At 43.9% G+C, this 15,423-nt stretch carries 17 protein-coding genes and 1 riboswitch; of the genes, 1 reads left to right on the top strand and 16 read right to left on the bottom strand.

Features of this window, described 5'->3' with window-relative positions; translation table 11 throughout:
• The 11 genes from Q0K03_RS02535 to lysA form a co-directional block, all read right to left on the bottom strand.
• Window positions 1-932: ISL3 family transposase (locus Q0K03_RS02535; protein WP_297237387.1), on the bottom strand; the 932-nt coding region annotated here is incomplete at its 3' end.
• A 291-nt stretch (window positions 933-1,223) separates the two neighbouring features.
• Window positions 1,224-2,294: an RIP metalloprotease RseP gene (gene rseP, locus Q0K03_RS02530; RefSeq protein WP_297237385.1), complete on the bottom strand. Its 1,071-nt coding sequence runs from the start codon at window positions 2,292-2,294 to the stop codon at window positions 1,224-1,226.
• A gap of 12 nt (window positions 2,295-2,306) precedes the next feature.
• Complete coding sequence (locus Q0K03_RS02525) at window positions 2,307-3,077, bottom strand: phosphatidate cytidylyltransferase (protein WP_297237383.1); 771 nt, start codon at window positions 3,075-3,077, stop codon at window positions 2,307-2,309.
• Window positions 3,074-3,769: an isoprenyl transferase gene (locus tag Q0K03_RS02520; protein WP_297237382.1), complete on the bottom strand. Its 696-nt coding sequence runs from the start codon at window positions 3,767-3,769 to the stop codon at window positions 3,074-3,076. The genes Q0K03_RS02525 and Q0K03_RS02520 overlap by 4 nt, the downstream gene beginning before the upstream one ends.
• Window positions 3,770-3,819: 50 nt before the next feature.
• The gene (frr, locus tag Q0K03_RS02515) at window positions 3,820-4,365 is read right to left on the bottom strand and encodes a ribosome recycling factor (RefSeq protein ID WP_297237380.1); all 546 of its coding nucleotides are present in this window, start codon (window positions 4,363-4,365) and stop codon (window positions 3,820-3,822) included.
• A 9-nt stretch (window positions 4,366-4,374) separates the two neighbouring features.
• A complete protein-coding gene (gene pyrH, locus Q0K03_RS02510; RefSeq protein WP_297237378.1) occupies window positions 4,375-5,085 on the bottom strand; it encodes a UMP kinase in 711 nt (236 codons plus the stop codon).
• An 89-nt stretch (window positions 5,086-5,174) separates the two neighbouring features.
• Entirely contained in the window at window positions 5,175-5,852 is a 678-nt protein-coding gene (dapD, locus tag Q0K03_RS02505; RefSeq protein ID WP_297237376.1) for a 2,3,4,5-tetrahydropyridine-2,6-dicarboxylate N-acetyltransferase, read from the bottom strand.
• A 1-nt stretch (window position 5,853) separates the two neighbouring features.
• Window positions 5,854-6,558 carry a 4-hydroxy-tetrahydrodipicolinate reductase gene (dapB, locus tag Q0K03_RS02500; RefSeq protein WP_297237374.1) on the bottom strand — a complete coding sequence of 235 codons (705 nt, stop codon included), beginning with the start codon at window positions 6,556-6,558 and terminating at the stop codon, window positions 5,854-5,856.
• Entirely contained in the window at window positions 6,552-7,433 is an 882-nt protein-coding gene (dapA, locus tag Q0K03_RS02495) for a 4-hydroxy-tetrahydrodipicolinate synthase (protein ID WP_297237372.1), read from the bottom strand. Before dapA ends, dapB begins: the two co-directional genes overlap by 7 nt.
• Entirely contained in the window at window positions 7,420-8,241 is an 822-nt protein-coding gene (gene dapF, locus Q0K03_RS02490) for a diaminopimelate epimerase (RefSeq protein WP_297237370.1), read from the bottom strand. The genes dapA and dapF overlap by 14 nt, the downstream gene beginning before the upstream one ends.
• Window positions 8,238-9,503, bottom strand: coding sequence for a diaminopimelate decarboxylase (gene lysA, locus Q0K03_RS02485; RefSeq protein WP_297237368.1), 1,266 nt, complete (start codon window positions 9,501-9,503; stop codon window positions 8,238-8,240). The genes dapF and lysA overlap by 4 nt, the downstream gene beginning before the upstream one ends.
• 52 nt (window positions 9,504-9,555) lie before the next feature.
• Window positions 9,556-9,719: riboswitch (Lysine riboswitch) on the bottom strand.
• 71 nt (window positions 9,720-9,790) lie between these two features.
• Between lysA and Q0K03_RS02480 the strand changes: the two genes are divergently transcribed.
• A complete protein-coding gene (locus Q0K03_RS02480; protein ID WP_297237366.1) occupies window positions 9,791-10,888 on the top strand; it encodes a M20 family metallopeptidase in 1,098 nt (365 codons plus the stop codon).
• A 9-nt stretch (window positions 10,889-10,897) separates the two neighbouring features.
• Here Q0K03_RS02480 and Q0K03_RS02475 read toward each other — a convergent pair whose 3' ends face one another.
• The 5 genes from Q0K03_RS02475 to argJ are packed head-to-tail and all read right to left on the bottom strand — an operon-like array spanning window position 10,898 to window position 15,404.
• Window positions 10,898-11,236, bottom strand: a complete 339-nt coding sequence (locus Q0K03_RS02475; protein ID WP_297237363.1) for a cupin domain-containing protein — start codon at window positions 11,234-11,236, stop codon at window positions 10,898-10,900.
• Between the two features lies 1 nt (window position 11,237).
• Window positions 11,238-12,146 (bottom strand): ornithine carbamoyltransferase, encoded by a 909-nt coding sequence (gene argF, locus Q0K03_RS02470; protein ID WP_297237361.1) that lies wholly within the window; start codon window positions 12,144-12,146, stop codon window positions 11,238-11,240.
• Complete coding sequence (locus tag Q0K03_RS02465) at window positions 12,143-13,324, bottom strand: aspartate aminotransferase family protein (protein WP_297237359.1); 1,182 nt, start codon at window positions 13,322-13,324, stop codon at window positions 12,143-12,145. The genes argF and Q0K03_RS02465 overlap by 4 nt, the downstream gene beginning before the upstream one ends.
• 14 nt (window positions 13,325-13,338) lie before the next feature.
• On the bottom strand, window positions 13,339-14,199 hold the full coding sequence (argB, locus tag Q0K03_RS02460; protein WP_297237357.1) for an acetylglutamate kinase: 861 nt from the start codon (window positions 14,197-14,199) through the stop codon (window positions 13,339-13,341).
• Window positions 14,196-15,404 carry a bifunctional glutamate N-acetyltransferase/amino-acid acetyltransferase ArgJ gene (argJ, locus tag Q0K03_RS02455; RefSeq protein WP_297237355.1) on the bottom strand — a complete coding sequence of 403 codons (1,209 nt, stop codon included), beginning with the start codon at window positions 15,402-15,404 and terminating at the stop codon, window positions 14,196-14,198. Before argJ ends, argB begins: the two co-directional genes overlap by 4 nt.
• Between the last annotated feature and the right edge of the window lie 19 nt (window positions 15,405-15,423).

Genomic DNA, 15,423 nt, shown 5'->3' with positions numbered 1-15,423 from the left:
AAACAGGATTGTTGATGCTCTGTTAGATTCTCAGGATTCTTGCCAAGTGCATATTTATAGCTCTTCCCATATTTTGTTGTTGCCTTGGCTTCTTCTCCTTTTTTAGGACGTCCTCTTCCTCTTTTTGGTTGCCCTCTCTTTTTCTGCTTAGCTTCACGCCATACTTCTTTTCGCAGTTCATCCATGCATTCGATCGCCCATTGAACTACATGAAATCCATCAATACATCTTTCACAGTTTGGAAGCCATTCTTCAGTACAGCTTTGGATCCATCTGGCTCCATCAGCGGATGTCAGTTCAATAGATTCTCTTTGTTCCTGTGTTAAAAGGGCAAAGAAAGAACTTAATACATCTTTCCCTGTGCCTCTGCCTACCCAGATCACTTGATTCGTATCATGATCTACGACAACCGTAATATATTTGTGGCCTTTGCGATAACTCGTTTCATCAATACCAATTCGTCTCAAGTTTTTGAATCGTATGGAACTGTCTGGTTCAAGACGATCCTTTGTACGTGAAAGAATCATACCTACAGTACGCCAATTGATACGCATCAGTTTCGATACTTCTGTACGATTGAGATGCAAAGCCAGATAAGCGACCTGCTGTTCAAATTCCCTGGTAAAACCGGAATGATGGTGAGCCCATGGAACCTGTTCGGTATGGATTCCATGGACAGGGCATTGAACACGATTCACATGGGAAAGAATATATACTCTACAGGCTCCAAAATCTAAAGCTCTCCAAGACCTGTATTCAGTAGTAGAATCATATCCGTTGCACTTTCTGCCACAGACTGGACAACGGAATCTTTGTCCTTTTGTGATTTCAACACGAATATATAGAGAAGATGAAACATGATCAAATTCTGCATTAATTATCTTGATACAATTGACATTGAGAATGGATTTTAGTAATTTTTTAAGTGCCATATGGTATTCCTTTCTTGGTTTGGTCGCTTAAGAAAAATACCATATGGTTTTTTTATGTTCAAATAATCTTGTTTTATTCGATAAATAAAGGAGATATCCTTCCATTACGATAAGGATCTACCCACATTTAGTACAGAAGAGCCAATTTTTTTCGTAAAATCTAGCCCCCTTGTAATTATTTATTATTGCAGATAGTGCCATCTTTTATTGAATTATAATTGATATTGTTATTTTTACAATTATAGTTAAAAGTAAATCAATTTGTTTAAAAAAAAGACAGGAAGCTCCTGTCTAAAACAATCGTAAGATATCGTTATAGGTTGCGAATAGAAATAAGCCAATCAACAACACAAAGCTAGCTAATATCACGTTCTCAACAATTTTCGTATTGATCTTTCGTCCGAAGATCTTTTCCAGGATCAAAATCAAGATTCGACCCCCATCCATAGCCGGAATAGGAAGAATATTAAAGACCCCAATATTCATTGATATCAGTGCAAACAGCGAAAGATAAGAACTCAGTCCCATGGCTGTAGCCTGTGTTGTGACTTGCGCAATGCCCACAGGTCCGGATAAATTTTGAAGTCCTTCCCCCTGTACCAGATGAGCTAACGCACTGAAAATAGCCGTGCCTGAGTCCAGCATATCCAATGTGCCATAATAAAAGCCTTCGTACCACGAAATGTAATGCGCATTGGCCTGAACCACATAGCCGTAAGTATATGTGTTGGTTTCTTCATCCAAAACAGGATCCGCCTGGATCTCCAGCGTTTGATTATCTCTTTGGATTGTAAGTTCTAAATTCTCATGATGATACTGGATCCATTCCAAAAGTTCATATTGGGTGGCCGGCTTGATCGTATCTTTTCCGTTGCTTGCTTCCAGGATCAAGTCTCCTTTTTGAAGTCCGGCCTGCTGAGCCGCTGAGTTTTCAGTGACCTCATAAACTTGCGGAATTGGATCTTCAACCACATAGCCTTGTGCTATCGACAGTCCGACAAACAACACCCATGCCAGTAAAACATTCATGCACACACCGGCAGCCATGATAATGATCTGCTGCCAGCGAGGTTTATGATTTAAACGGCGGTTCTCCGGCAATTCCTTGAGCCACTCGTCCTCTTCATCTTGGGAGCCGTCTTCTTCTCCTGCCATCATGACATACCCTCCAAAGGGAATCGCACGAATCGAAAACTGTGTTTCTTTCCCCTGCCGGGAATAAAGTAAAGGACCCATACCAATTGAAAACTCTTTACAAAATACACCATAATGCTTGGCCGCTAAAAAATGACCCAGTTCATGAATGATAACGATCACGCTCAACATGAAGACAAAGGCTATCAAGCCAATGACAATATCCATCTATATCCTCCTTTACCTAAAGAAAGTTGTATATAAGATACCAAATAATAAGATGTTCATCAACAGGGAATCCACTCTGTCCAGGATTCCGCCATGTCCTGGCAATAGGTTCGAAAAATCCTTGATCTGATAATGGCGTTTGATCGCGCTGAAACAAAGATCGCCAAATTCGGCCACAGCAGGACATAATAAACAAAGTAAAAATGTCAAAGTCAGATTCACCTGATGCAGATAGAAGAATACAGGAATCCATCCAATCACAAAACCGCTGATCACACCGCCGACAAAGCCTTCCCAGCTTTTCTTTGGAGAAATACGGGGATTCATTTTATGTTTTCCATATCTTCGTCCAAAAAACCAGGCGCCGGTATCGCTTCCGTAGGTCGCGAAAACGATGGTGATCAAGTATAGATGATTCTCCTGGATATATCCGATGCTTCTGTAAATCAATGAGAAGATGACAAAAAACAAGATCATCATAAATCCATAGGAAAGGCTCACCGATTCACTGAACACATTCAAGCCCCAGAAAAAGACAATACACAAAACCAGATACGGATATAAATAGTTTTGCGGAATAAAACGCGTCAGACAAGTCAATACAAAACAGACCAAAGGAAGGATCCAGTTCGATTTATTGAAACGCCCCTGTGTGTGCATCCATTCCAGACAGCCGCCCAATAGAATCACCAGAGCCAGCATTTCCAAAAGGAATCCTCCCAGCACAACCGGCAAAGCACAGACCGCAATGACGGCGATGGCTGTCAATATACGTGCTTTCATGAAGTTAGTCCTCCAAAACGACGATCTCTCTTTGCAAATTCTTCAATGCAGCGATCAAGTTCTTCTTCATTGAAATCCGGCCATGCAACAGGCGTAAAGATCAATTCCGCATAAGCAATTTGCCACAATAGAAAATTAGAGATCCTAAGTTCCCCGCTGGTGCGGATCAGAAGATCCACTTCTTCCGGGATCATCAAGTATCTGGAGAATTCTTCTTCAGTCAAATCGTTTTTACGCGATTGCGAAACCACATCTTCGGCATAGTGCAAGATGCCTTTGACGATTTCCCGGCGGGCGCCATAATTGATGGCGATACAGAGTTCAAGCCCGGTATTCGCCGAAGTTTGGTCCACAGCCTTTAGGATGACATTCTGGGTATCCTCTGGAAACCGTTCCAGTTCCCCGGCAAATGTAACACGGATATTATTTACCATCAGTTCTTTGATAAACCGATTGAAAAACAATCCCGGAAGCTTGCATAAAAAACTGACTTCATCCTGCGGCCGTTTCCAGTTTTCCGTAGAAAAAGCATATAAGATCAATTTTTTTACACCCCGTGCATTGGCATGCAGTGCAACCGTACGGATCGTATCCGCTCCCTGTTTGTGCCCGGCTGTTCTAGGCAAACCTTTGGCTTTGGCCCAGCGGCCGTTTCCATCCATGATGATGGCAATCGTTTCAGGCACTTTCATAATAGAACCCTCCTAAAAAAATTTGCCCAATGAAGATTGGGCAATCTGTCTTAAACACTTAAAATATCTTTTTTCTTCGCTTCAACGATCGTATCCACTTTCTTGATATACTTATCCGTCAGTTTCTGTGAATCTTCCAGATCCGCTTTACGATCATCTTCTGTTGCTTCTTTATCTTTTTTGATTTGATCATTGACATCACGGCGGATGTTACGAATCGCAACTTTTGCTTCCTCAGCAAACTTTTGTGCCTCTTTGGCCAGTTCCTTACGGCGTTCTTCTGTTAAGGCCGGAACCTGGATTCGGATGCAGTCGGCTTCTGCCTGAGGATTCAATCCCAGGTTGGCAGCCTGAATGGCACTGTTGATTCCTTTGATGATCTGACGGTCATACGGACGAATCACAAGCTGCGTACCTTCTACGACCTGGATCTGCGCCATCTGGTTGATAGGTGTCATAGAACCATAATAATCCACCTGTACACGGTCCAGCATCTGTGCACTGGCACGTCCTGTGCGGATCGTATGTAAGTTTGATTCTAAATTTTCGATGGCAGACATCATTTTCACTTCTGCATTTTCTAAATAATCACTCATATAATTCTCCTACTTCATTTTTGTTACTACCGTACCCGATACTTTCTGGATCACTGCGTTCATGATATTTCCCGGTTCATTCATGTTAAACACAACTAAATCAATATCGTTATCCATGCACATACTGATGGCCGTGGAATCCATGACCTGAAGGCCTTTATTCAGAACATCCAGATAATTTAAAGTATCGTATCGTTTTGCTTCCGGATGTGTCTTAGGATCACAGTCATAAACACCATCCACTCCGTTTTTAGCCATGAGGATCACATCCGCACCAATCTCACTGGCACGTAATGCGGCTGTTGTATCCGTGGAAAAATATGGAGAACCGGTTCCGGCTCCAAAGATGACGATGCGGCCTTTTTCCAAATGACGAATGGCTCTTCGTAAAATGAATGGTTCGGCCACCTTCTGCATCTCTACCGCAGTTTGAACACGTGTCTGAACCCCTTCCTGTTCCAGGGCATTCTGCACTGCCAGGGCGTTGATCACGGTTCCTAACATCCCCATATAATCCGCCTGGACACGATCCATGCCTAAGTCAGCCATCATCTTACCGCGGATAAAGTTACCGCCGCCAACAACAATGGCCAGTTCAACACCCAGTTCCTGGATCTCTTTTAATTCTTTAGCGAGTCTCTTTAATACTTCTGGATCTAGAGACTGACCATGACCCGATAAAGCTTCACCGCTTAGCTTCAATAGTACTCGTTTATACATAGTAATCTCCCTAAAATTTATTCATAAAGATTATACACTAAAAATATCGCAAAAAAAAGGATAACCATCTACAGGTCATCCCGAATGATTTACAAACTGCGCAAAGCTTTGACCAAAGCCGTTTTGGACGAGGCTTTCTCATCTTTTTCCTTGATGATGCGAGCCGGTGTCCCTGCAACAACGACGTTGTCCGGAACATCTTCAATCACCACGGCTCCCGCTGCCACGATGGCACCTTTGCCGATATGCACCCCTTCAATCACAACGGCATTGGCTCCGATCATCACATCGTCTTCAACGATGACCGGAGTCGCACTGGCGGGCTCTACAACCCCGGCAAGAACGGCCCCCGCTCCAATATGACAATTGTCTTTGACAATAGCTCTGCCGCCTAAGACAGCTCCCATATCGATCATGGTCCCTTTGCCCACACAGGCGCCAATATTTAAGATGGCTCCCATCATGATCACTGCATTTTCCTTGATTTCAACTTGATCACGGATGATCGCTCCCGGTTCAATACGGGCATTGATCTTCTTTAGATCCAGTAAAGGAACCGCACTGTTTCGGCAATCGTTTTCGAGGACCACATCCAGTTCAGGATGAGCCTTTAAAATCGGTTCTACATCTTTCCAATCTCCGAAAACAACATTTCCATACACTTTACAGTTTGGCCAGGCGATGGATGGGTCTCCATTGAAGTAGACTTTGACGGGTGTCGTTTTCGGTGCATTATGTATAAAATCTATAATTTGCTGTGCATCCATATTATTCTCCAATCAATTCTTTCATCGTATAAAAACCGGCTGGTTTTTCTTCTAGAAATAAAACCGCCTTCAGTGCCCCATTGACAAAGATCTGGCGGCTCAAGGCCTCATGGGAAAAACTGAGAATCTCATCCGGCCCGCAAAAATAAACTGTGTGTTCTCCCGCAATCGTTCCCCCTCGCAAGGCATGAACTCCAATCTCTTTTTTTCTGGCCCCTGTCATCCCCTGGCGGCCAAAGACATGTTCATACTGATCCTGCGGGTCCACAGCTTCCAAGAGGGATAAAGCCGTTCCGCTGGGAGCATCTTTTTTTTGATTGTGATGTTTTTCCAGAATCTCTATATCAAAATCGTCCTCTAAAAGAGGAGTTACCTTTTCAAGAACCGATTTTAACACGGCGATCCCTAAGGAATAATTGGCCGAATAGAACACGGGAACTTCTTTGGAAAGCGACTTTAACATCTGCAGATCCTGTTCACTTAGACCCGTGGTTCCATAAACCAGTGCGTTTCGATGCGATCTTGTATATTCCACGATCCATTCCAAATTGTCCCGATGACTAAAGTCAACCAAAACATCGACATTTTGTCTGAGTTGATCATGATCGTAGATATCAAAACATCCGGCAACTTCAATTCCCTTGGAAAGGGCAGTCGATTCGATCAAACGGCCCATCTTCCCTTTTCCTACAATACCAATCAGCATAGTCCCTGCTCCTGTAATGCCTGTTTCAACAAGGCATGATTTTTAGGATCCATTTCACACAGCGGAAGTCGATAGCCGCCGACATCCATACCCATCAAGTTCATTGCCGCTTTGACCGGAATCGGATTGACCTCACAGAAAAGCGCATGGATCACATCAAGATATTGCAGCTGAAGATCCAGGGATCTTTGAACATCACCCTGATGAAAGGAAGCAACTATCTCATGCGTTTGCCCAGGAAGGATGTTACTCATAACACTGATCACACCGCTGGCACCAATGGAAAGCATACTGGTGATCATATCATCGATTCCAGAGTACATCGCAAAATCATCACTGAGATAACGAGCAATGCTGGTGGCATAAGAAATATTTCCACTGGCTTCCTTGATTCCGCAAATGTTAGGATGTTTCGATAATGTTTTTACGACTTCCTCGCTGATCGAACAACCGGTACGTCCCGGGATATTGTATAAAATGACGGGACATTTTGCCTGATCGGCACAAACACTGAAATGGGAGATCATTCCCTGGGTATTGGCTTTGTTGTAGTAAGGCGAGATCAAAAGCAAGGCATCCGCTCCCATATCGGCATATTTGATACTCTTTTCCAGCTGTGTTTGTGTACTGTTGGAGCCGGCCCCTACAATAACAGGAACTCGTCCATGGACTTTATCAATGGCAAAACGAGCAACCTGGTCATCTTCCTCGTGCGTCATGGTCGTACTCTCTCCGGTTGTTCCCAATACAAGGATCCCATCGGTCGAATTCTCAATTTGGAATTCAATCATTTCTTCCAACTTTTCAAAGTTGACGCTGCCATCTTCATGAAATGGCGTTACCATCGCTACAATACTTCCTTTAATCGGTTTCATAAATATAATCTCCTTTCGCGATACATCTTGCCGGTCCTGTCATCTTGACCTGGCCTTCATCGCCGATTTGAATCTTCAATTGCCCTCTAGGCAATGAAACCTTGACCTCTTTTTCACACTTTCCCAAACGATAAGCCACGGACACCGCAGCACAGGCACCGGTTCCACAGGCCAGCGTAATTCCGCAGCCCCTTTCATAGGTCTGCATTCTAAGATGTCCAGGATCTATCACTTGCACAAAATTGACATTGGTTTGTTTTTCAAAAAGCGGGTCCTCACAGATTTGTTTTCCTGTTTCTTCCATATGGACCATCTTTAGATCTTCTACAAAGACAACCGTATGGATCGTGCTTTGGAAAAGCGTATACAAGAAGACAGGCCTTTCCCCTTTAAGACGGTAAGGATACCCCCAGATCTTTTCTTTTGTCCCCACCAGAGAAAGATCCTCCAGATCGGGTTTTCCCATGTCCACTTCAAACATTCCCGGCTCACTGATTTTGATCACTTTGTCCCCTGCCAGCGTAGAGACATGAAACATCGTTTGGTGTACGATGCCTTCATCCACACAGAACTGGGAAAAACATCGAATGCCGTTTCCGCACATCGGAGCCCGGGACCCATCCTGGTTATAGTAAACCATTTCCAAAGGATCGGTTTTTACGACAATAAATCCGTCCGCTCCCACTCCGGTATGCCGGTCACAGATCTTTACGATCAGCTCGGGCAACAGGGACTTTTCAAGATCTGAATCCTTCACCAGAATAAAATCATTTCCACAGCCGTGGTATTTTCGAAATGCGATTTTCATCGGACATCCCCCTTCAGCAGATCTTCGATCGTTTCTCTTTTGACCACCAAAGAAGACTTTCCATCCTTGACAAAGACAACAGCCGGGCGAAGATTGCGGTTATAGTTATTGAACATACTGAAACCATAGGCTCCGGTTGAATAGACGATCAAGAGATCGTTGGAATCAAAAGCCTGCAGTTTGATGTTTGGAATCAATATATCTCCAGATTCACAGCACTTACCGGCCACGCAGACTTCCTGGTCCTTTACAGCTTCCATATTGGTGGCTACATCGGCATCATACTGTGCCTGATAAAGACAAGGGCGAATATTATCACTCATTCCTCCATCCACAAAAAGATACCGTTTATGAGGGGTCGTCTTTGAGAAACCGATCGTATATAACGTAGAGCCGGCCTCTCCGGCTATGCTTCTTCCCGGTTCGATCAAGATCGTATCCACGTGTGTTTTATGTAGAATCTGCTGGTGACGGCAGGCCGATAAAATGACCTTACAGATTTGTTCGACAGGAATGGGCTGGTCATGATCGGTATAATGGATTGCAAACCCTCCACCAAGATCCAGTTTGGAACAAGAGATTCCTCTTTCTTCCATCCTGGCGATAAAGCTAAACATGGTCTCGATCTCTTTTTCAAAGGCTTCTTTTTCAAAGATCTGGGAACCAATATGCGAATGGAACCCTTCAAAGATCATGAACGGACTGGATTGGATTTCTTTGATCAACCTGACGATTTCCTCTTCCAAATAGAGACTGATGCCAAATTTTGAATCAATATTGGCCGTCTGAATATATTCATGGGTATGCGCTTCAATACAAGGATTGATGCGAAGCATCACATAGAGTGTTTTTTTCGAATTTTTAGCCATCGTCTTTAAAAGCATGGCTTCCTGCTGATTATCAACAAAAAAATGACAGACATCATGATCTAATGCATACTGGATTTCTTCGGGCGTTTTATTATTGCCGTGAAAATAGATATGTGAACAAGAAACTCCAGCCTGTATGGCCGTGGCAAGCTCTCCTAACGATACAACATCCACAGAAAGGCCTTCTTCCTTGATCAGTTTCAACATTCCAATACAGCTGAATGCTTTGGAAGCGTATAAGACCTCGGTTGAAAACACATCATCTAAAAAATTCTGTTTATATTTTTGACATTGATTTCGCAGTTGGTTTTCATCATAGATGTACAGCGGGGTTCCATACTTCTGTGCCAGACGAGTCACAGGAACACCTCCGATTTCCAAGACCTTTTTCATACGATCCCTCCTAACAAAAAAACCAGCAAGCCATCTCTTGCCGGTGATTCACCCATTTGATAGCCCTCCTACAAATGTAGACAGTCCGATAAATATTTTTTATCGGCCCACCACTCTTTTTTGCCAAAAAGAGCAGTTCGGCAAAATCGCCTCCGACAAGGATCCAAACTTGCCAGCTCCCCTTGTCTTCTTCTTTTTTGCGCCTCTATCTTGGAAACATTATACATAAAATGTAAGATAATGTAAATTCTTTTGTAATATTTTTCATTTTTATGTAAAATAAAGACATGTTAGATAAATTACGTACATATCGGCAAGACTTGCATCAAATTCCAGAACTGGAGCTCGAACTTCCCCAAACACAGGCTTATCTGCTTAACGTACTAAAAGATATGCCTTGTCAGTTATACAGTCCTATTGGCTCCAGTGTTCTTGCCTTTTTTGATAATCATAAAGAAAAAACCATTGCCTTTCGCAGTGATATGGACGCCTTGCCGGTCGAAGAAAAAACAGACTGTCCCTTCAAAAGCAAGCACCAAGGGATCATGCACGCCTGCGGTCACGATGGACATATGGCCATGGCATTAGGATTGGCCGACTACTTAAAGGACAACTATTCAAAACTGGATGTGAATGTCCTTTTGATCTTTCAGCCTGGTGAGGAATCGCCTGGAGGAGCCAAACTATTGTGTGAAACCGGCTTTTTGGATACATTCCACGTTACCCAGATCTACGGAACCCATCTATGGCCGAATCTGTCAAAAGGTGTGATTGCGACAAAACCGGGTCCCATGATGGCTCGAAGCAGTGAAGTAAACATTGACATCCACGGCAAAAAAAGTCATGCGGCCAGCTATACGGAAGGAATCGACGCCCTGGAAATCGGCGCCGCCTATTTAACGGAAATCTATTCCCGGTTAAAACAGATCCCAACGCATGTTCCTTATCTTTTGCGATTTGGAAAAATGGATAGTGGAGAGATCCGCAATGTCGTCAGCGACCACACACGCTTGGAAGGAACATTACGGGCACTGAGCGATCCCGTTTATGATCAGCTGATCGAGCTTTTGAAAACGACAGCTAAAAAATATGAAGGTACATTTACCTTTGATATCAACGAAGGCTATCCTCCAGTGACAAACGATGAAGCCCTGGTCCAGGAACTGTTGACTTTCTTACCGGATATCGTTCTTTTAAAACATCATGAGATGATCACCGAAGATTTCAGCTGGTACCAGCAGTATGTCCCTGGTGTATTCTTTTTTCTGGGAACCGGAACCGGGATCCCTTTGCATAACGACCATTTTGACTTTGACGAAAGCATACTGGAAACCGGTGTTCAAAACTATATTCAAATTCTAGAACATTATAAAAGCATCGACTGATCGATGCTTTTATACTTTAGGCGATGTAACGATCAAAGCCATGAACACGACATCCTCACTGGTGTTGTTGATAATGGAATGACCGCGGCCATCCGGACAGAACAAATGTTCTCCCGGATGAAGAACCACTTCTCTTTCATTATTATCATTAATGGTAGGATGCCCGGAAAGAATGAAATAATCTTCTCCGTTTCCTTGATGAACATGATAACCCACCGAGCATCCCGGTTTCAATGTGATTCGTGCATATAACGTGTTGTATCCATGCATCTCTTCAGCGGTTAAAATATATTCAAAATGGACCGTTCCCTTTCCGTTTTGTACATTGTTTCGATCTTCTATACGCATACTATTCCCCTTTCACCAATAAAACCATAACGGCTTTTTGAACATGCAGGCGATTTTCGGCTTCCTCAAAGATCTCATCGGCATGATCTTCAAACACTTTGTCCGTGATCTCCTGTCCCCGGTAAGCGGGAAGGCAGTGTTGAACCATCGCTTTCGGTTTTGCCAAAGACATCAAATCGTCATCCACAGTATATCCCTGGAAAGCTTTCTGGCGAATCTCTTTTTCTTCTTCCATTCCCATGCTTGCCCAGGTATCCGTGATCACTACATCGGCATCCCGAATTGCTTGTTTGGGATCGGTCGTTAAAGAAAAACAAGGATAGTCTTTCGCAAAATCCAGGACTGTATCATCCGGTTCATAACCTTCTGGTGTTGCGACAGATACCTGCATGCCCGCCAAAAGGCCGCCGACGATCAAAGAATTAGCCATATTATCGCCATCTCCAATATAACACATCTTCAGCCCTTCCAGATACGAATAATGTTCACGAATGGTCATCAGATCCGCCAGTACCTGGCAAGGATGGCAATAATCAGTCAATCCGTTAATAACAGGAATCGAACCATAATAAGCCAGATCTTCCACTTCTTTTTGATCAAAGGTCCGAATCATGATCATATCCAAATAGCGGGATAAGACCCGGGCTGTATCCTGGATGGGTTCTCCTCGCCCAATTTGCAGGTCCTTACTGGATAAAAACAGAGCCTGGCCTCCCATTTGATAAACACCGGTTTCAAAAGAGACGCGGGTACGAGTGCTTGATTTTTGAAAAATCAGCCCCACGCTTTTTCCTTCCAGATAGCGATGTGGAATGTTATGTTTTCTTTCGTATTTCAACTGATCCGCCAGGTCCAGGATCTCCAGAAGTTTTTCCCTGGTCAGATCTTGCATCTTTAGTAAATGTTTCATGAAAACACCTCCCTAAAAGCCTCTACGGCAATATCGATTTCCTGCTTAGTAATGATCAGCGGCGGCAGAAGACGGATCGCATCTTTACCGGCCGTCAGTGCCAGCACACCGTGTTCTCGTAACTGACGAATATAAGAAGCTCGTTTGTCAGGATCGACAATGACTCCGATCATCAGCCCCTTTCCTCGAACCACTTTGATATTTCTCGAAGAAATCGAACGAAGCCCCTTCATAAAATAATCCCCTTTTTCCTTGACGGATTGTAGGAATTCCGGCTGATCCACAATATCCAAAACCGTAACCGCTGCTCTTGTACTTAATGGATTTCCACCAAAAGTTGAACCATGCGTACCTGGAATCAAGACATCGGCACATTTTTTATTGACCAGAAATCCACCAATGACTACACCGCCGCCCAGGCCTTTGGCCATGGTCACGATATCTGGTTCAATGTCATATTGCTCGTAACAAAACAAGGAACCCGTTCTTCCGATCCCGGTCTGAACTTCATCAATTGCGACCAGGACATCTTTTTCCTGACAAAGACGTACAGCCTCCTGGACAAATTCTTTTTCAAGCGGAAGAACACCGCCTTCTCCCTGAATCATTTCCATCACGACACAGCATACAGTCTCATCCAGCTTCTCTTTAAATGATTCGATATCGTTGGCAATCACATAATCAAACCCTTCCGGGAAAGGATAAAAATACTGGTGAAATTTATCCTGGCCAGTGGCGGTCAGCGTCATCATGGTTCGCCCATGAAACGATTGCACCAGGCTCAAGATCTTAAAACGATGCTTTCCATAGCGATCCGATGAATATTTTCGCGCCAGCTTGATCATTCCTTCATTGGCTTCTGCGCCGGTATTGGCAAAAAACATACGGGACATCCCGGTGGATTCAACCAGATGTTTGGCAGCCAACACCATGGGTTCGTTGTAGAAAATATTGGAACAATGCATCAGTTTTGAAACCTGGTCCTGCAAGGCATTGACAAGAACAGGATGATTATGTCCCAGACAATTTACACCGATCCCTGATGTCAGATCCAGATATTTCCGATCCTGATCATCAAAAAGATAACACCCTTCTCCATGTGTCAAAAGAACATCTTCGCGACTGTAGGTCTGCATCACAACCTTGGATTCCAGGGATTTGATTTCTGAAAAATTCATAGGCTTCTTCCTTTCTAATAAAAGACCGTCCCCACGCCCTGATCACTCAAAAGTTCGATCAGGATAGAGTGCGGGATCCGTCCATCTTGAATATTGGCCGATCGAATACCTTGTCGTATTGCTTCTACACAGCATTGAACTTTAGGAATCATGCCTCCAGAGATGATCCCCTTTTTCTCTAAAGAACCGACCCGGGAAACCTGGATGGACGGAATCAATGAATCGGGATCGCCTGGATCTTCCAAAACGCCGCTGACATTGGTCAATAAGATAAACTTCTCTGCCTTTAATCCGATGGCGATCTTTTCCGCCGCCAGATCGGCATTCACATTATAGCTGACATCTTCATCGTATCCTTTGGCAACACTGCTGATCACTGGGATATATCCTTTTTCTAAAAGTTCCTGGACCAGAGTACAATCGACCTTGATGATATCGCCGACATATCCATAATCGGTGCGGTATATGTCCGTATGTCGAAGCGCCTGGAAGATCGAACCATCCAGGCCGGAAAGACCGACAGCTTTTCCACCTTGTTTTTCCAATAGGGACACAAGATCTTTATTCACTTTTCCACAAAGGGCCATCTGAACAAATTCCATCGTCTCCTGATCGGTATAGCGAAGCCCGTTAATAAACCTGGATTCCTTCCCTACTTTTTCCAGTAAACTGGAAATCTCCGGACCGCCGCCATGAACTAGAACCACATGGACCCCGACCATATTCAACAAGACAACATCCTGGATCACGGCTTGTTTGAGTTCTTCATTGACCATGGCATTCCCGCCATATTTGATCACAATGGTTTTGCCTCGGTATTTTTGAATGTAAGGCAATGCCTCTACTAATATTTTTGCGGTTTCATTTGGGTTCATGTTCGATAATCTCCATTGATCTTTACATATTCATAAGTCAGATCGCATCCCCAGCAGGTGACGCTCTTTGGGCCTGAATCCAGATCGATCCAGACCCGCACCTCATCATTGGATAAAATTTGTTTGGCCTGCTCCTCATCAAAGGACAATGCCTTTCCTTTCTTACAGACTTCGATTCGACCTTTGACAGATTCGAAGCTAACATTGACTTTATCAATATCAAAATCAACGCCGGCATACCCCATGGCACAAAGAATACGTCCCCAGTTGGCATCGCTTCCAAACATAGCCGCTTTAAACAAAGTGCTGGATGCCACGGACATGGCCAGTTTCTCCGCCTGAAGCTCACTTTCTGCATGTGTGACGCTTACCGTCAGCAATCGGCTGGCTCCTTCTCCATCTTTGGCAATCTGGATCGCAAGATTCTCCATCACCGTATGAAGGGCGTTCTTAAAGATTGCATACGATTCATTCTTTTGATCGATTTTGGAATGATTCGCCATCCCATTACAAAGAAGAGCACACATATCATTGGTAGAAGTATCCCCATCCACGCTGATACGATTAAAAGTTTTCCGGGTGATCTCTTTGAGAGCCTCTTCCAGTAAAGATTGTTCTATCTGAACATCACTGGTGATGAACGCCAGCATCGTTCCCATATTGGGATGGATCATTCCAGATCCCTTACAGATCCCGCCAATATGACACTCAGTTCCTTCAATTTCAAAAGAAACGGCATAGCTTTTAGGGCGTGTGTCCGTGGTCATGATCGCAATCGAAGCTTCTTTGGAACCATTCTCTTTCAAAGCGACCTGATCAATATGTTCTTCAATGCACTCTACCGGCAGTCTTTGCCCAATAACACCGGTACTGCTGACAATCACATCTTGTTCATCAATGCCTAAATAATGCGCACACGCCCTGGCCTGACGGATCGCATTTTGAAAGCCATCGGGAGCACAGGCATTGGCATTGCCTGAATTACAGACGATAGCCTGTGCAACCCCGTTTTTCAAATGTTCTTTTGTCACTTTCAGACAGTCCGCCTTTACCCGGTTGGATGTATAGACGCAAGCAGCCTGACATTGGACCTGAGAATAGATAACGGCCAAGTCCAGTTTATCCTGTGATTTTCGAATTCCGCAATGTGCGCCTCCTGCCAAAAAACCTTTGGCAGCACACACACCTCCCTGAATTTGTTTCATAAACTCTTCCTATCCTTCC

Source organism: uncultured Faecalicoccus sp. (assembly GCF_944327125.1).
In the GTDB taxonomy this organism is placed as follows: domain Bacteria; phylum Bacillota_I; class Bacilli_A; order Erysipelotrichales; family Erysipelotrichaceae; genus Faecalicoccus.
This window is presented reverse-complemented; position numbering and strand designations above follow the sequence as displayed.